Raw genomic sequence first — 14,623 nt, 5'->3', positions numbered from 1 at the left:
GTCAGATCGCACGCGAGTAGCGCGGCTGCTCGCAGGCCGCACGCAGGTACGGGTCGAAGCACATCGCCAGCAGCCGCAGCAACGGCCGTCCAGGCTCGCTGGCGCGCACTATACCGTCACGGTACTCGGCCAGACCGTCCTCCTGCAGCCGCTGCACCGAACGCAGGTCTTCGGCGAAGTACTGCTCGAAATCCACGCCATGGCGCTGGCCCAGCACCGCACCGTCCACTTCGCCCTGGCACATCAGCTGCTGGATCAGTTCTGCGCGCAGCTGGTCGTCGGCGCTGAGCGCCACGCCGCGCCACACCGGCAACTGCCCCTGGTCCACGGCATCCTCCCATGACGGCAGGTCGCGCGGATTCTGGCTGTAGGTGGCACCGATGTGGCTGATCGCACTCACGCCCAGGCCGAGCAGATCGGTATCGGCGTGGGTGGTATAGCCCATGAAATTGCGATGCAGCTGGCCGGCGCGCTGCGCGCGTGACAGATCTTCTTCCGGCAGTGCGAAGTGATCCATGCCGATGTACTGGTAGCCCGCAGTGGAGAGCCTCTCCACCGCCAGGCCCAGCAGCGCCAGCTTGTCTTCCGGCGAAGGCAAGCGGCGTTCGTCGATCTGCTTCTGTGCGCGGAACAGATGCGGCAGGTGTGCGTAGCCGTACACCGCCAGGCGATCCGGGCGCAATGCCAGCACCCGTTCCAGGGTGCGGCCAAATCCTTCCAGGCTCTGTCCCGGCAGCCCGTAGATCAGGTCGACGTTGACCGAACGCATGCCGCTGTCGCGGCAGGCCTGCAGGATGTCCAGCGTCTGCTGCACGCCCTGCACGCGGTTGATCGCTTCCTGTACCTGTGGGTCGAAATCCTGCACGCCCAGGCTGGCGCGGTTGAAGCCCAGCCGCGCCAGCATGGCGACATCGCGGGTATCGATGAAGCGCGGATCGAGTTCGATCGAGAAATCGCGCTGCGGTGAATCACTGAAATCGAAGCGCCGGCGCAGCCCTTCCACCAGCGTGGTCATCGCCTCGGCCTCGAGGAAATTCGGCGTGCCACCGCCCAGGTGAAGCTGAATGACTTCACGGCCGTCCTCGAACTGCGGCGCCAGCAGGTCGGCCTCGGCCAGCACGCGCGCGACGTAGCTGTGGCCACGGCCGCGGTCGCGGGTGATCACCCGGTTGCAGCCGCAGTAGAAGCAGGGACTGGAGCAGAACGGTACATGCACGTACAGCGACAGCGCGCGGGCCAGCTGGTTGCTGTCGGCGATTGCCTGGCGCAGTGCCGGCGCATCGAAGCCATCGTGGAAGTGAGGCGCGGTCGGATACGAGGTGTAGCGCGGCCCCGGCCGGTCATGCCGGCGCAGCAGGTCGGGGTCGAAGGTCCAGGCAAGACCGCCGGCGGCGGGTGAGAACGTGTCCATGCCGCCAGCATCGCGCCGGGCGGACGCCACCGCCTTGACCCAGATCAATCGCGGGTGGGGATTTCCAGCACCGGGAGGCCGACCTGCGGTCAGCGCAGCATCTGGTAGCGCTTCCAGAAGGTGTCACCGATGCGCGCGGCCACGTCGTTGGCCAGCGCCTGCATGGGCGGGTTGCCGCACTCGGCGGTGGTGATCCGGAACAGCACCAGCCAGCGGTCGAACAGGTCCTTGTCCAGCTCGATGGCCATGTGCTTGGACATCGGCGAGCCCTTGAAGCGGCGCGTGCCGCGCAGCATTGCCGACCAGAAATCGACCAGCTGCGCCAGATGTTCCGGCCAGTCGTGGACGTGTGCCTCGAACACAGGCCCCAACCGCTCTTCCTCGCGCACGCGTGCATAGAAGTCGTGGACCAGGCGGGTCACTTCCTGCTCAGTGCACAGCCCGGGCGAGGCGACGGGCAGGACAGGCGGCGATATTGCGTTCATCGGGGTACCCAAAGCTTGCCGGCAGTGTGCCGTAGCTGGCCGGCACCGCCGTTGATCCAGATCAATGTCGGCGCAGTCCGCTGCACCTAGTCTGGCATTCCTGCAGGAAGCATGCCCTGCGGATGCTGCGCCAGCCTCGGCGGAGTATACGCGCCGCCCTCATTCCGACCCGGGACAGCATGAACAGACCCTCTCCCAGCCGCCGCCAGCAGCTGATCCAGCACTGGGGCGCCATCCTCTGGCCCAGCTTCATCGCTGCAGGCCTGGCCAGCGTGGTGTTCTTCGCCTTTGTCGACCCGCTGCGTCTGCAGGCGATCAGCTTTCCGGGTACGGCGATCAGCCGCGAACTGGGCTATACGGCAGGATTCTTCATGTTCTGGTCGGTGACCGCACTGTCCAGCGCGGTCACCTGGTACCTGCAGCGACCGATGCCAAGCGACGACGACGACGAGCTGCCGCTGGGATGAGTACGGCCTGCACCGGAATCCCACGCCGCTGGCATTGGCGCGCCGCGCTCAGCATGCTCTTGCTGGCCTTGTTCTATGCCCTGCCATGGCTGCGCTGGAATGGGCGGCAGGCCCTGCTGCTGGACATCAACGCACGGCGCTTTGACCTGTTTGGCTGGACATTGTGGCCCGGCGATGTTGGCGTGCTGATAGGGTTGCTGGCGGTGCTGGCGGTGGGCCTCGCGCTGCTCACCCACCTCGCCGGCCGCATCTGGTGCGGCCACGCCTGCCCACAGACGCTATGGCGCCGCGCCTTCGACTGGATTGCGCGCGCCATGGCCCGGGCCTTGCCAGCGCCCGCCGTGCGCCCTGCCACCCAGGTGGCATGGGGGCTGCTGTCGCTGTGGACCGGCGTCACGTTCGTCGGTCTGTTCAGCCCGATCGAAGAACTGGTGGCCGCCGCGCCGCATGCCGGCTGGAGCGGCTGGGAAACGTTCTGGGTGCTGTTCTATGCCGCCGCCACCTGGGGCAATGCCGGCTTCCTGCGCGAGCAGGTGTGCCGTTCGCTGTGCCCGTTCGCGCGCCTGCAGCCGCTGCTGACCGATCCGCATACACCCCGCATGTTGTACGACGCGCGCCGCGGCGAACCGCGCGGCATGCGTCCGTCGGGGCTGGGGGGCGTGCTCGGACGCGGCCGTGGCCTGCTCGACCCGACCACCGCACAGGACTACGTGTTCCGCGCTGCACATCCGCTGCTGGCCGGACCGATGCCCACCTTCAGCGCCGACCGCCTGGGCGACTGCACCGATTGCGCTGCCTGTGTCAGCGCCTGCCCAATGCAACTGGATATCCGCCAGGGACCTCAGGCCGATTGCCTGGCCTGCGGCGCCTGCCTGGAGGCCTGCTCGCGGCAGCAGCACCAGGCCGGTTTCGGCCCGGGGCTGGTGCGCTACTGCAGTCCGCAGGCCATGGCCGGGCAACCGCGGCAATGGTGGCGACCGCGGACCCTGGCACTGCTGTCGATGCTGCTGACGCTGTTGGCCTGCGGCGCCTGGCGCCTGCTTTGAATCAACGGATCAACGCGGCCCGTTGGCGTGCGGCGGCACCAGCTGCGCACGTCGCACGATGCCCAGCTGCTCGATGATCAGCGCCATTTCATTGGTGACTTCGGTACGCTCGGTCCCCTGCGGGACCAGGCGGTCCAGCACCTGCTGGTAGGTATCCCAGAACGCCGGACCGCATCCGTGTTTGTGATAACTGGCTTCCAGTTCGCGGCGTACCCGTTCAGCCAAGCCATGCATGCCGTATTCCATACGACCTCCGTTGGACTTGTTCTGCATCGTTGACGGTCTACCGACTCACTTGCGAGCTACTGAAAGACTCCCGGGCTTCACGTCCGATTGATCCCAATTAGTCATAGATTTCACGACAGGTCAATTACATACCGCGACTTTCGTGATCGAAATTATTAATCGTTCACGAAACCACATACGGGGAGACGGGGTGCCCGGATGGGTCGGACCCGACACACTGCCCCGATTTCCCCGGTCCCGCCCTGGTAGGCGCCATCGATGGGCCAGCCCCGTTTCATCGAAGTTTCCAATATTGCTAAGCATACTTAGCAAATGCCGCTTAGGGTGCTATATGCGACAAAAGGCGGCGCAGTTGAGGCTTACTCGCCCTGCGTATCCTCAGTCGCGGGGAACAGGTTGGGATAGCGCTGATGCAGGATGTATTGGCGTAGCGCAGGAATCGGGAAGTTCTTGGGCCATTGCGACACGGCAGATCGGCTTATGCCAAAAAAGCGCGCCAGTTCGGCATCGGTCCGGAAACCCAGCCGGGCGCGTACCTGCCCCTTGCTCCAGAATTCGGTCACGGTCGGTCCTTCTGTTAACCAGACTTATTCTTGGAACAAGGGAACTTTGCGATCCACGCGTTAAGCTGGCTTGCATAGATGAATACTCTCGGCCAACGACTCGCCATTGCCATGAAGAAAGCCGGGCACCCTCGCCCGGCCGATCTGGCCCGCGCCGCCGATTCGACGACGGCAACCATCAGCAACTGGCTCAACGACCATGTCAGCCCCGCCCATGTGAAGGCCGAACAGCTGTTCCGCATCGCCGATGCGGCCAAACTGGACGCGCGTGAACTGCTGTACGGCGTGAGCGGGCTTGGCGTCGGTGAGCGGGGCAATACCTATATCCCCAGCCAGGCCCACCTGGATGTCTGGCAGGACGCCTACGAACTGGTCAGCCATCTGGTGGAGGAGAAGGGATTGCAGATCGACCATCGCCGCCACGCGGCCCTGGACCTGCTGGCCTTCGAACTGCTGATGGACGGCTTCAGCCGCAGCAAGGTCATCCGGGTGCTGACGACCTCGATGACGTGAATGCACTACCACTGGTAGCATGGTCGCGGATGGGGATGGGGCTCCCCCGATAACCGCCCGAAAGGGCTGATGGCTCCTGCCAGGACGAACCGGTCTTCGTCGATGGCGGGCCGTGCCTGCCGTCGGCGTTCGCCATCAAATCAGCGAACCCGCAACCGAGGCATGTGATGCACGCATTGAACAATTATCTGCTGGTCTTCGTCGGCGGCGGGCTCGGCGCCTGCCTTCGCCATGCCTGCAACCTGATCGGTACGCGGGTAGCGGTCGGCAGCCCGTGGCCGTGGTCGACCTTCCTGATCAACATCAGCGGTGCACTGCTGATGGGCGCGCTGGTCGAAGCCTTCGCCCTGCGCAATGGCGCGTCGCCGCAGCTGCGCCTTCTGCTGGCCACCGGCGTCCTCGGCGGCTACACCACATTTTCTACCTACGCACTGGAAATCGGACTGCTGCTGCAGCGCGGCCAGCATGGCCTGGCAGCGTTGTACGCCGGCGGTTCGGTGGCACTGGGCCTGGTTGGCCTGTTCGGTGGCATGAAACTGGCCCGGCTGGTGCTGGGCTGAGGCTCAGCCCGCGCCGGCGCGGGCCTGTCCGCGCCACTCCCGCGGCGACTGTCCGGTATGTGCCTTGAATGCACGCGACAGTGCGGCTTCGCTGCCATAGCCGACGTCGTCAGCGATCCGCTTCAATGGGCGCCCCTGGCGCAGCGCCTGCTGTGCCAGGCCCACCCGCCAACCCTGCAGGTACTGGCCCGGGGTAGTGCCCATCGCCTCACGGAAACTGGCAGCAAAGACGCTGCGTGACATGCCGGCCACCTCGGCCAGGTCTTCCAGGGTCCAGGACTGTGCGGGCGCCTCATGCATCGCCACCAGCGCCAGCCGCAGCCGCGGATGCCCCAGCCCGGCAAACAGGCCACCACGCATCTCGCCCCCTTCCATCAGCTGCCGCAGCACCTGGATCATCACCACCTCGAACAGCCGGTTGACCATCGCCGCACGCCCGCAGCGCTGCTCGAAGGCTTCTTCGAACAGCAGCTCCAGCGCTGCGTTGCCGCCGTACAGATCGGCCAGCGGCAGGCAGATGAAATCGGGCAACGCCGCGCTGATCGGGTTGAGCCGCCCGCCCTCGAAATTCAGATTAGCGCAGGCCATGTCGGCGCCGTGCTGCGGATCGGTGCTGAACCGATGCGGCATCGGCCGTGGGTACAGCAGCAGGCTCGGCACCTCGACCTGGACGGTCTGCTGGCCATGGCTGACCTGCAACGGGCCACGTCGCACCAGATGCAGCTGCCCAGCGTCATCCTCGCCCGCCAGCGAGTTGATGCCGCACAGCGCGCCGGCATGGAACACCGAGGCGGTAACCGCAAAGCGTTCAAGCAGAATGGCGAGACGGTCGACCATGACGAGACCCTGGGTAAAGTAGAAAGAGATCAAGGCGACACATCGTATCGGAATCACCCCCGTAGCGGACGTGATCAACTCGGGGAGCGGGTGTCCCCCCCCCCAGCCCGCCCTTCCTGCGGCAGTGCAGCGCGCGCAACATTTCGCTGGCATCTATGCTCGGGGTCATTCCCGCATGGAATGACCCCGATGCCCGCCCTGCTTCGATGCGCCCTCGCCCTCGGCCTGCTGCTGCCTTCGACGACCTTGCTGGCGTCAGCGCCAACGGCGGCACGCACGCTGAGCGGCGAGCTGCAGGGCGCGCCGTGGCGCCTGGACGTGCCGGCCGACTGGAACGGTGACCTGGTGATGCTGGCGCACGGCTACGAGCCGGTAGGCGTGCCACGTGCTACGCCGATGGCCGCCAATGACGGCACCGCGCCACTGCTGGCTGCAGGCTACGCCGTCGCGCAGAGCGCCTATGCCAGCCAGGGCTGGGCGGTGGCCGATGCGATCACCGACATGGAACGCCTGCGCCGGCATGCAGTGGCTGAACTCAAGCATGTGCGCCATGTCTGGATGCTGGGATTTTCGATGGGCGGCGCCGTGACCGTCGCCAGCCTCGAGCGGTTCCCGCAACACTACGCCGGTGGTGTGTCGCTATGCGGCGCCAATCTCAGTGGCGAACAGATCGCGAGTGATCTGCTGACCACGCTGGTCGCTTTCGATTACTTCTTTGCCAAGGCCGAAGGCCTGCCTGCTGCGGGACTGGTCTCACGCGAAGCGGCTGCGCTGCCACAGGGCGAACTGTACCAAGGCATCTCCAATGCGCTGCAACGCAGCCCGTCACATGCCGCGTTGCTGGCACAGCGGCTGCAGGTGTCAGCTGATGCACTGGCCGGCACGATCAGCCTGCATGCTCTGGTCCTGCACGAACTGGCCACGCGCAGTGGCGGCATGCCGGTGGGCAACACAGGTGTGGCTTACAGCGGCTTCGGTGACGACATGGCGTTCAATGCCGGCGTGCAACGTGTCGACGCCGTGCCTGCCGCGCAGGCCGCTGTCCGCAGGGAGCTGGCATTGAGCGGTGCGTTGAGGCGACCGCTGGTGATCCAGTTCAACAACAACGACCCGACGATCGTGCCGCGCATGCAGACGGTGTATCCGCAGACGGCCGCACGGGCCGGCGCCCGTCCGCTGCCACAGGTGCTGCCGCCCGTTGGTGAAGGCCATTGTGGCTTCTCCGGCGCGCAGATCATCGAGGCGTTGAAGGCCGCGCAGCGTTGAGCAATCGCGGCCCGCGCGCAGCTCAGCCGCCCAGCGTGCCCATCGTGAAGGTATAGCCCGAGCTCATCAGGAATTCGCGCATGCGCATTTCCGCGCGCCGTGGTGAGGCCAGGTTGGCCGGCGCGTACAGGGCATACACCAGGCCCGACCCTTCGATATGCTCGCGGCGCACCCCGCAGCGGGCGGTTTCCGAGGCGATGACCCATCCGTCCTTCAGCCGATCAGGGCCAATGGATTGCCCGTTCTTCAAGCGGAAGGTCAACCAGCGCACATCTGCCGTGACTTTGCTCATTTCCGTTTCGCTCCGTGGCTGGAACGACGCGTGATGTCCTTGCTCGCCATTGCGGCTCCCTGAGACGTGGAACTCGACCATAGCGCCTTTCCATGTCGTGGCCGGCTGAGACTGGCGACCGGGGCGCGGCGGACTGCTGCAGGTGATGCAGCGCGGCGTCGGAAATGGCGGCGGCAGGGAGCATCCTGCCGGCGCAGTTCACAGGCAGGGAACCCGACTCACGCAGCGCGGTCGCTGCCCTGGTTCAAGGCGTGCAGCGCATCGGCCAGCGCCTGGATTTCGGCACGCAGGGCCAGCCGCTGCAACCACCGCCCGGGGATTCCGCGCGCACCATGGAATGCGCCCGCCAGCTGCCCCGCAATGGCGGCCGTGGTGTCGGCGTCCTCGCCAAGATTGGCCGCCTCGAGTACGACGGCTTCAAAGGTGTCGTGGCGATCAAAGCACCAGAGTGCAGCTTCCAGACTGTCGACAACATAGCCATTGCCACGGATCTGCTCACGCGCGGCACCGCGGTAGCCGCCCGCCGCGATCTGCTGCAGCCGTGCGCTCTCGACAGGGACATTGCTGAGATCCAGCACCGCGTCACGGGTGCCACCTGCCAACGCCCGCTCCAGCGCGACCGCCAGCAAGCGGCACGCCTCCAGGCACTCCTGCGCAGCGTGCGTCGTTCGCGAACTCAGCTCGGCCATTGCCTGCAGGTCGGGAGTCCCGGCGTAGCGCAATGCCACCGGCGCCAAACGCATGATCGAGCCATTGCCAGCGCTGCGTGGGTCGTCACTACCCGCCAGCGGTTGGCCGTCCTGCAGGAACCGGTCGATGGCAGCCCGCGTTGCCATACCGATATCGAAGCACTCGCCGGTCGCACTCCAGTACCCATGCCGGTACCAGTTGGCGTAGCGGTTCATCTGATCGTGCACATCCAAGGTGTCACAACGCACCAGGCTCTCGGCCAGGCACATCGCCATGGAGGTATCGTCGGTCCATTGCCCCGGCTGCAGCTGGAACGGCCCACCACCTACCATGTCGGTGATCGGGGTGAAGCTGCCACGAGGCTTGAACTCCAGCGTGGTACCGACGGCATCGCCGCACGCCAGGCCGAGCAAGGCGCCGCGGAAGTGATCAATCTGGTTCATCAGGCAAGTGTAGCGCCGCCGCATCTGCCATGACTGACTGCCGGGCGGTGATCGCGCGAGCGGGGAATTGATCGCAGCCAAACAAAAAAACCCTGACCGGAGTCAGGGCTTTTCAATTGGAGGCCTCAAGCGGAATCGAACCGCTGTAAACGGATTTGCAATCCGGTGCATAGCCACTCTGCCATGAGGCCAACGTACTGCGCGCCAGGAACCTAGCCCTGACAAGACAAAACCCCAAGATGGGGCCTGTCGGAACATGGAGCGGGAAACGAGACTCGAACTCGCGACCTCAACCTTGGCAAGGTTGCGCTCTACCAACTGAGCTATTCCCGCGTAAGCCGACATGCTACCGGAAATCCGGAAAACACACCAGCGATTTCACTTTTCTGACTGCGCGTAAAGCCTTGTGGCCCAACGTGCCCCGCCTTGCCGTGGCGGGAGAAAAACAAGGCCCCTACCGGGGCCCTGTAGAATCTGGAGCGGGAAACGAGACTCGAACTCGCGACCTCAACCTTGGCAAGGTTGCGCTCTACCAACTGAGCTATTCCCGCAGATTCCATTCGACCTGCGTCGAAGGAGCGCTATTGTGTCCAAATTCCTTCACGCCGTCAACAGTCTTCACATCATGCGATCACGGGCGTCCGCACTGGGTTACGCTGCCCCGCCCAAGCACGGACACCCCCGATGCCGAGACGCTACGTCCGCCTGTTCTGGTTGCTGGTCGCGCTGACCTGGTTGGCGCTGATCGCCGCACTTGTCAATGCTGGCTTCACTCCGGACTACTGGCTGCTGCATCGCCTGGAAGGCGCCCAGCTGCCCTATCCGACCAGCACCGTCGTCGTGTTCGCGTTGCTGGGCACGGTTGAACTGGTGGTGGCGGCACTGATCGTGCGCCCGTGGAAACTCAAACGCCTGTGGCTGCGCCTGCTTATCGCCTTCGCCCTGCTGCTGGTGTGGTCGATACCGTGGATGCTGTCGGCGATGCACCAGCCGCCGGTACAAGGCATGCACCTGCTGTGGTTGCTGCTGCTGGACGTGGGATTGCTGCTGGCGCTGTGCGGGGTGTCGGCGGTGAGCGCGTGGCGGGCGCTCTGGCGGCGCGGGTCACCACAGACTCCCCCGCCGCAGCGCTAGAGGCCTACTTCCGGAACTCTACCCGCACATGCTGGCCGAAGCGCGCCTTGGCCTCGCCATCGAACTCCAGCACACACTCCACCACCTTGGCCACGCCACGCCCTGCATCTTCAGGCAGGCGTGCCTGCGCGAACACAGGGCTGATGCGTACCACGCGTGCGGTCGGCAGCGTGCCGGTGTTCTCGGCACCATCACTGTCCGGTACCACCGCCGCTTTCATGCCTACCTGCACCGCATCGGCGTAGGCGGCGCTGAGTTCGGCGCGCACCTGCAGCGGGCGCGCCGGCAACAACGAGATCGCCGGCTTGCCGGCCTGCACGAAGGCGCCGACGCCCGGCACCTGGCCGACCACGGTGCCGGCTTCCGGCGCGCTCAACGACATCTGCTGCAGTCTCAGCTTCGCGTGCTCCAGCTTGTGCTGCGCCATGTCGACCTGCGCACCGGCCACGTCGACATCGGCACGCACACCGGCCAACTGCTGTTTGGCCGCATCGGCCTGCTGGTTCGAGGACACACCTTCGCTGGCGCCCGTGGACAGGCGGGTGGCGTTGCGTTCCAGTTCGCGCAGCTGCGCCTGGCTGCCCTTCAGGCGGTCATTGGCCAAGGCCAGATCGGCGGTGGCCATTGCCACTTCCTGCTGCAACAGGGCGCCATCCAGCGACAGCAGCAACTGCCCCTTCTTCACCGTGGCGCCTTCCTTCACCGGCGCTGCAGTGATCGAGCCATCCACCGGCGGCGCCAGTGCGATCAGGCCACCTTCGACGTCAATGATGCCCCGCGCCACGGCGACCTTGCCGGCGGCGGCAGTACCCTCCTTGCCTGAGGGGGCCGATGCAGCGGTGGGCGCTTCCCTGGAACAGGCGCCGAGCAGCAGTGCCGCGGACAGGGCCAGGCTGAGGGGAAGCAGATGCGACGTCTTGGTCATGGGGCGGACTCTACGGTTTCGTTCTGGCGGCGGTCATCACGGACCATGCCGTCTTCCATGGCGATCACCCGATCGGCATGCCGGATCAGGCGCGGATCGTGGCTCACGCACAGCACGGTGGCGCCATGCGCACGTGCGTAGCGATGCAGGATGTCGATCACGCGCTGGCCGTTCTCGGCATCCAGCGCGCTGGTGGGTTCGTCTGCGAAGATCAGGGTCGGCGACTTGGCAAACGCGCGGGCAACCGCCACGCGCTGTTTCTCGCCACCGGACAGCTGCGCCGGGCGCATGTGGCTTCGATGGCCGAGGCCGACTTCTTCCAGCGCCTTGCGGGCCAGCGGCTCGCTTTCGCGATTGCGCATGCCGCGGTAGCCCAGTGGCAGCTGCACCTGCTCCAGCGCGGTCAGTGCCGGGAACAGGTTGAAGCCCTGGAACACGAAGCCGACATGGTGCAGGCGGAAACGCTCCACTTCACTGCGGGTCATGTGGCCCACATCCTGGCCCAGCGCGTGCACGCGACCGCCATCGGGCGCGGACAGGCCGGACAGCAGCGACAGCAGCGTGCTCTTGCCGCAGCCGGACGGGCCTGATACCAGGGTCAGCTCGCCGGGATAGATGTCCAGCGACAGGCCACGCAGCACCGGCACCTGCACATCACCGGACATGAAGCCTTTTTCCAATGCGTCGGCCTGCAGGGTCGGGGCGATGGTGCGTGCGGAAGTCATCGGCCGGTCCTCAACGCAGCAGCAACGATGGATCGGAGCGGACGACACTGCGCACCGCCATGATGCTGGAGAGCATGGCCATCACCGCCACCAGCGCCACGCAGCCGAGGATCACCATCGGCGTCAGCTGCACCGGTACGCGCTGGGTCTGCGCGATCAGCAGCACCACGGTACTGAACGCCGCCGCCAGCAACATGCCCACGCCGCCGATCAGCAAGGCCTGCTCGAACACCACCCGCGCCAGCGCGTAGCGACCGGCACCGAGCGCATTGAGCGTGGCGTACTCGCGCACTGAGCCAGCCACCACCGACGCGAACGACTGGTTGGTGATCACCGCGCCGACGAAGCAGACGATGACGGCCATGAACAACACCGCGATGCCCGCGCCGGTATCGAACAACCAGTACTGCTGAGAGCGGCTGGCGAATTCCGGCGCGGTCCAGAACTCGACCGGCGTGGCCCGGCCCATCGACGCGGACAAGCGGTCACGCACACGACCGGCCAGGTCCGGCGAGCGCAGGCCCGCCACGAAGTAGGTACTGCCCTCATGTGGGTCGGTACCGGCGATGGCACGCGCAGTATCCAGCGAGGCCAGCACGTTGACGCCGCCCAGGCCCCGCAGGCCCGGTTGTGCAGCGACCACGCGCACCGCCTTGCCATTGATCCAGGCACGGTTGTTCTGCAGGTCCACGCCCAGCGTATCCAGATCGGCGCTGTCGACGATCACCGCACCCGGCTCGCGCAGCTGCGCGCGCAGGTTGGCAGGGAGGATGCGCGCGAACATCATCGCATCGTCCCGGGTGGAGATACCGGACAGGTACACCGACACATTGCCGGTGCCCTGCGCGCCGGATCGCCATTCGCCATCGACCCACTCGTAGGGCTCGACGCGGGTGACATCCGGGTCCATGCGTAGATGGCTTTCCACATCCGCGCTGATTGCATGGCCGTAATTCACACTCTGGGTGCCGGGGAAACCAGCCCAGATATCAGCCGAGGACGCTTTCACATAGATCGCAGCGGTACCGAAGATGCCCAGCACCAGTGCGGCCTGCACGATCAACAGCACACCGGCAAAACACATCGCCAGCACCACCGGCAGGAACCGGCGCCACTCATAGGCCAGGGTCTTGCGGGCGAGTGCGATCATTGTGGTTCGCCCTCACCCTCGGCAGGCAGCGGGGCGCCGCCGAGGGCGCGGTACAGCGATGCAAAGGCCAGAACGCGCGCACCCTGCGCAGCGATCAGATCAGCCTGCGAGGCGAGTGCGGCGCGTTGCGTGTCGAGTCCATCGAACTCGCTGGACAGACCCAGCTGCACCTGCCGCGCCTGGCGCTTGACCTGCTGCCCGGCGGCGTCGTTGGCCGCGCGCAACGACTGGATGCCGCTGTCCTGCCGCGCCAGGCTGCCCAGCGCGCCTTCCACTTCGCTCACGCCTTCCAGCACCGCCTTGCGGTATCCGAGCAAGGCGGCATCCAGCTGCTTTTCATTGGCATGGAAGCGCGCGCGACGCTGGCCCCAGTCCCATAGCGGAATATCGATGTACGGGCCGATCGACGGGCTCGAATCGGAATTGGAGCGGGCGTTCTGGGTGAGGTTGTATGCGTACAGGATGGAGCCGCCAAGGCTGACCCGTGGATACATCGCTGCGCGCGCCGAACCCTTGCTGGCCGCTGCCTGCATCACCTCTGATTCGGCCAGCAGGATCTGCGGGCGGTAGCGCAGCAGATCCGCAGGGACCTGCTGCAGCGAGAATGCACCGAGCTTCGGCGGCGCGCGGTACGCGCGCCAGGCGGGATCCGGCCCGTCACGCCCCAGCAGCAGCGCCAGCGCGCGGGCCGCGTTGTCCGCATTTTCGCGGGCCTGCGCCGTCGCTGCCCGGGTCGCCGCCTGGCGCGCGCGCAGGCGTTCCAGCTCGCCCGGCTCATCCAGGCGCAGGCGCAGGCGAACCCGTGCCAGTTGTTCGCCGCGATCATCCACGGCCTGCTGTCTGACCAGCAGATCCTGCTGGGCCTGCGCTACGGTCAGGTCCAGATAGCTGCGCACCACGTCGGCAATCACCGCCACTTGTGCGGCATTGCGCAACGCCTCGGCATTGCCGGCCGAGGCCTGCGCGCTGAGATGGGCACTCTCGGCGGCGCCGAACAGGCCCAGGTCCCAGATCGCTTCGATGCCTGCATGGAAATAGGTGTCGACCGCGGCGGCGTCCTGTACCTGCTTGGCGCTGGCCGAGATCTCCGGCAGGAAGCGCGAATCCGAGGTGCCGGCGACGATCCGCACTGCTTGCAGGCGCAACGTGGCCTGCTGCAGATCAAGGTTGCCGGCGATGGCTTGATCGACCAGGCCGTCCAGCGCCGGGTCGGCCAGCACCTTCCACCACTGCCTGGCATCCACCGCCACGCCCTGGCCCTGCGGCACCTGGGTCCAGGTGCTGGGTGTGCGATCAGGCAGGTCCGGAGCCGGCACCGACATGCAACCCGCCAGCGCCAGGCTGGTCAGCAGCGCGCCCGGGCGCAGCACTGCCTGCAGGGAGAGTCCGCGCCCGGTCCTGGGCACTGCCACTGGAGTGATACGCCTGACCACCAGCCCGCCAACGTGTAGAAGGAGCATGAAGGCTACCGTGCGATTGTGGAGCGAACATGGAGAATTGGTCCGAAAACGGTCACAACACGCGTGCGGTTCAGGCAACGCCGACCCAGCCTTTCACTGCGCTTTCAACGTGTTCCCGGGACAGAACACTGGATGCTTTTCACGGCGCATTGCACATTGGGACGTCTCCCCGCCTCGACGTGCCACACGCGTGAACATCCTCGCCGCTGGCAGCCAATCGCTTCGATCACGGCGGTGGCTGTCGGTGCATCGTGGTCGCGCTGACCACTCCGCGGGCCTCGAACGCTCGCTGGCGACCCATGGGCGCATCCGGTCCGACAAACGAAAAACGCCCCCTTCCGGGAGCGTTCTTCTTGAATCTGGAGCGGGAAACGAGACTCGAACTCGCGACCTCAACCTTGGCAAGGTTG

General features: G+C 66.0%; 17 protein-coding genes, 4 tRNA genes and 1 riboswitch (1 of these 22 only partly in view). Of the genes, 6 read left to right on the top strand and 15 right to left on the bottom strand.

The features are described from left to right. Position 1: 1 nt before the first annotated feature. Positions 2 to 1,411: an oxygen-independent coproporphyrinogen III oxidase gene (gene hemN / locus PEM_RS05645; RefSeq protein ID WP_032954102.1), complete on the bottom strand. Its 1,410-nt coding sequence runs from the start codon at positions 1,409 to 1,411 to the stop codon at positions 2 to 4. Between the two features lie 89 nt (positions 1,412 to 1,500). Next, positions 1,501 to 1,896 (bottom strand): group III truncated hemoglobin, encoded by a 396-nt coding sequence (locus PEM_RS05640; RefSeq protein WP_111127131.1) that lies wholly within the window; start codon positions 1,894 to 1,896, stop codon positions 1,501 to 1,503. Between the two features lie 179 nt (positions 1,897 to 2,075). Between PEM_RS05640 and PEM_RS05635 the strand changes: the two genes are divergently transcribed. Next, on the top strand, positions 2,076 to 2,363 hold the full coding sequence (locus tag PEM_RS05635) for a hypothetical protein (protein WP_014036651.1): 288 nt from the start codon (positions 2,076 to 2,078) through the stop codon (positions 2,361 to 2,363). Beyond that, positions 2,360 to 3,409 carry a 4Fe-4S dicluster domain-containing protein gene (locus tag PEM_RS05630; protein ID WP_111127129.1) on the top strand — a complete coding sequence of 350 codons (1,050 nt, stop codon included), beginning with the start codon at positions 2,360 to 2,362 and terminating at the stop codon, positions 3,407 to 3,409. Before PEM_RS05635 ends, PEM_RS05630 begins: the two co-directional genes overlap by 4 nt. Before the next feature lie 9 nt (positions 3,410 to 3,418). Here the strand turns inward: PEM_RS05630 and PEM_RS05625 are convergent, their stop codons facing one another. Both PEM_RS05625 and PEM_RS05620 read right to left on the bottom strand, forming a co-directional pair. Further along, positions 3,419 to 3,655, bottom strand: coding sequence for a hypothetical protein (locus PEM_RS05625; protein ID WP_005416001.1), 237 nt, complete (start codon positions 3,653 to 3,655; stop codon positions 3,419 to 3,421). Between the two features lie 359 nt (positions 3,656 to 4,014). Beyond that, complete coding sequence (locus PEM_RS05620; RefSeq protein WP_005416000.1) at positions 4,015 to 4,218, bottom strand: hypothetical protein; 204 nt, start codon at positions 4,216 to 4,218, stop codon at positions 4,015 to 4,017. Positions 4,219 to 4,329: 111 nt separating this feature from the next. Here PEM_RS05620 and PEM_RS05615 point away from each other — a divergent pair, with 111 nt between their 5' ends. Together PEM_RS05615 and crcB are read left to right on the top strand one after the other, a co-directional pair. Continuing rightward, positions 4,330 to 4,731 (top strand): helix-turn-helix transcriptional regulator, encoded by a 402-nt coding sequence (locus tag PEM_RS05615; protein ID WP_061478466.1) that lies wholly within the window; start codon positions 4,330 to 4,332, stop codon positions 4,729 to 4,731. Between the two features lie 22 nt (positions 4,732 to 4,753). Then, positions 4,754 to 4,817, top strand: a riboswitch (Fluoride riboswitch). An 81-nt stretch (positions 4,818 to 4,898) separates the two neighbouring features. Next, positions 4,899 to 5,291 (top strand): fluoride efflux transporter CrcB, encoded by a 393-nt coding sequence (gene crcB, locus PEM_RS05610; RefSeq protein WP_053500374.1) that lies wholly within the window; start codon positions 4,899 to 4,901, stop codon positions 5,289 to 5,291. A 3-nt stretch (positions 5,292 to 5,294) separates the two neighbouring features. On the opposite strand, the gene PEM_RS05605 is transcribed toward crcB, so the two are convergent. Further along, entirely contained in the window at positions 5,295 to 6,128 is an 834-nt protein-coding gene (locus tag PEM_RS05605; RefSeq protein ID WP_095377482.1) for an AraC family transcriptional regulator, read from the bottom strand. 189 nt (positions 6,129 to 6,317) lie between these two features. Here PEM_RS05605 and PEM_RS05600 point away from each other — a divergent pair, with 189 nt between their 5' ends. Then, positions 6,318 to 7,394, top strand: coding sequence for a hypothetical protein (locus tag PEM_RS05600; RefSeq protein ID WP_065195793.1), 1,077 nt, complete (start codon positions 6,318 to 6,320; stop codon positions 7,392 to 7,394). Positions 7,395 to 7,416: 22 nt separating this feature from the next. On the opposite strand, the gene PEM_RS05595 is transcribed toward PEM_RS05600, so the two are convergent. The 5 genes from PEM_RS05595 to PEM_RS05575 all read right to left on the bottom strand — a co-directional run bounded on the left by PEM_RS05595 (position 7,417) and on the right by PEM_RS05575 (position 9,370). After that, positions 7,417 to 7,686 carry a hypothetical protein gene (locus PEM_RS05595; RefSeq protein ID WP_005415995.1) on the bottom strand — a complete coding sequence of 90 codons (270 nt, stop codon included), beginning with the start codon at positions 7,684 to 7,686 and terminating at the stop codon, positions 7,417 to 7,419. A gap of 218 nt (positions 7,687 to 7,904) precedes the next feature. Next, complete coding sequence (locus tag PEM_RS05590; protein WP_111127127.1) at positions 7,905 to 8,819, bottom strand: ADP-ribosylglycohydrolase family protein; 915 nt, start codon at positions 8,817 to 8,819, stop codon at positions 7,905 to 7,907. Between the two features lie 117 nt (positions 8,820 to 8,936). Further along, positions 8,937 to 9,010, bottom strand: a tRNA-Cys gene (locus tag PEM_RS05585). Positions 9,011 to 9,076: 66 nt separating this feature from the next. Continuing rightward, positions 9,077 to 9,152, bottom strand: a tRNA-Gly gene (locus tag PEM_RS05580). Between the two features lie 142 nt (positions 9,153 to 9,294). After that, positions 9,295 to 9,370 (bottom strand) — tRNA-Gly (locus tag PEM_RS05575). A 133-nt stretch (positions 9,371 to 9,503) separates the two neighbouring features. Between PEM_RS05575 and PEM_RS05570 the strand changes: the two genes are divergently transcribed. Further along, positions 9,504 to 9,953, top strand: a complete 450-nt coding sequence (locus tag PEM_RS05570) for a hypothetical protein (RefSeq protein ID WP_111127125.1) — start codon at positions 9,504 to 9,506, stop codon at positions 9,951 to 9,953. Between the two features lie 4 nt (positions 9,954 to 9,957). Here PEM_RS05570 and PEM_RS05565 read toward each other — a convergent pair whose 3' ends face one another. The 5 genes from PEM_RS05565 to PEM_RS20230 all read right to left on the bottom strand — a co-directional run. Continuing rightward, on the bottom strand, positions 9,958 to 10,878 hold the full coding sequence (locus tag PEM_RS05565; RefSeq protein ID WP_049431501.1) for a biotin/lipoyl-binding protein: 921 nt from the start codon (positions 10,876 to 10,878) through the stop codon (positions 9,958 to 9,960). Beyond that, complete coding sequence (locus PEM_RS05560) at positions 10,875 to 11,603, bottom strand: ABC transporter ATP-binding protein (protein ID WP_095378782.1); 729 nt, start codon at positions 11,601 to 11,603, stop codon at positions 10,875 to 10,877. The genes PEM_RS05565 and PEM_RS05560 overlap by 4 nt, the downstream gene beginning before the upstream one ends. 10 nt (positions 11,604 to 11,613) lie before the next feature. Beyond that, entirely contained in the window at positions 11,614 to 12,753 is a 1,140-nt protein-coding gene (locus tag PEM_RS05555; RefSeq protein WP_005415989.1) for an ABC transporter permease, read from the bottom strand. Next, positions 12,750 to 14,213, bottom strand: coding sequence for a TolC family protein (locus PEM_RS05550; RefSeq protein ID WP_111127123.1), 1,464 nt, complete (start codon positions 14,211 to 14,213; stop codon positions 12,750 to 12,752). Before PEM_RS05550 ends, PEM_RS05555 begins: the two co-directional genes overlap by 4 nt. A 360-nt stretch (positions 14,214 to 14,573) precedes the next feature. Beyond that, positions 14,574 to 14,623: transfer RNA gene (locus tag PEM_RS20230), tRNA-OTHER, on the bottom strand (it continues 81 nt past the right edge of the window).

The sequence above is a fragment of the Stenotrophomonas sp. Pemsol genome, assembly GCF_003586545.1.
Taxonomy (GTDB): Bacteria; Pseudomonadota; Gammaproteobacteria; order Xanthomonadales; family Xanthomonadaceae; genus Stenotrophomonas; species Stenotrophomonas sepilia.
The sequence above is the reverse complement of the archived record's forward strand: the minus strand, read 5'-3'. Positions and strand labels throughout refer to the sequence as shown.

Coding starts and splice junctions, on each gene's coding strand:
- hemN (WP_032954102.1), bottom strand. CDS start 1,411: ATGGACACGTTCTCACCCGCCGCCGGCGGTCTTGCCTGGACCTTCGAC.
- PEM_RS05640 (WP_111127131.1), bottom strand. CDS start 1,896: ATGAACGCAATATCGCCGCCTGTCCTGCCCGTCGCCTCGCCCGGGCTG.
- PEM_RS05635 (WP_014036651.1), top strand. CDS start 2,076: ATGAACAGACCCTCTCCCAGCCGCCGCCAGCAGCTGATCCAGCACTGG.
- PEM_RS05630 (WP_111127129.1), top strand. CDS start 2,360: ATGAGTACGGCCTGCACCGGAATCCCACGCCGCTGGCATTGGCGCGCC.
- PEM_RS05625 (WP_005416001.1), bottom strand. CDS start 3,655: ATGGAATACGGCATGCATGGCTTGGCTGAACGGGTACGCCGCGAACTG.
- PEM_RS05615 (WP_061478466.1), top strand. CDS start 4,330: ATGAAGAAAGCCGGGCACCCTCGCCCGGCCGATCTGGCCCGCGCCGCC.
- crcB (WP_053500374.1), top strand. CDS start 4,899: ATGCACGCATTGAACAATTATCTGCTGGTCTTCGTCGGCGGCGGGCTC.
- PEM_RS05605 (WP_095377482.1), bottom strand. CDS start 6,128: ATGGTCGACCGTCTCGCCATTCTGCTTGAACGCTTTGCGGTTACCGCC.
- PEM_RS05600 (WP_065195793.1), top strand. CDS start 6,318: ATGCCCGCCCTGCTTCGATGCGCCCTCGCCCTCGGCCTGCTGCTGCCT.
- PEM_RS05595 (WP_005415995.1), bottom strand. CDS start 7,686: ATGAGCAAAGTCACGGCAGATGTGCGCTGGTTGACCTTCCGCTTGAAG.
- PEM_RS05590 (WP_111127127.1), bottom strand. CDS start 8,819: ATGAACCAGATTGATCACTTCCGCGGCGCCTTGCTCGGCCTGGCGTGC.
- PEM_RS05570 (WP_111127125.1), top strand. CDS start 9,504: ATGCCGAGACGCTACGTCCGCCTGTTCTGGTTGCTGGTCGCGCTGACC.
- PEM_RS05565 (WP_049431501.1), bottom strand. CDS start 10,878: ATGACCAAGACGTCGCATCTGCTTCCCCTCAGCCTGGCCCTGTCCGCG.
- PEM_RS05560 (WP_095378782.1), bottom strand. CDS start 11,603: ATGACTTCCGCACGCACCATCGCCCCGACCCTGCAGGCCGACGCATTG.
- PEM_RS05555 (WP_005415989.1), bottom strand. CDS start 12,753: ATGATCGCACTCGCCCGCAAGACCCTGGCCTATGAGTGGCGCCGGTTC.
- PEM_RS05550 (WP_111127123.1), bottom strand. CDS start 14,213: ATGCTCCTTCTACACGTTGGCGGGCTGGTGGTCAGGCGTATCACTCCA.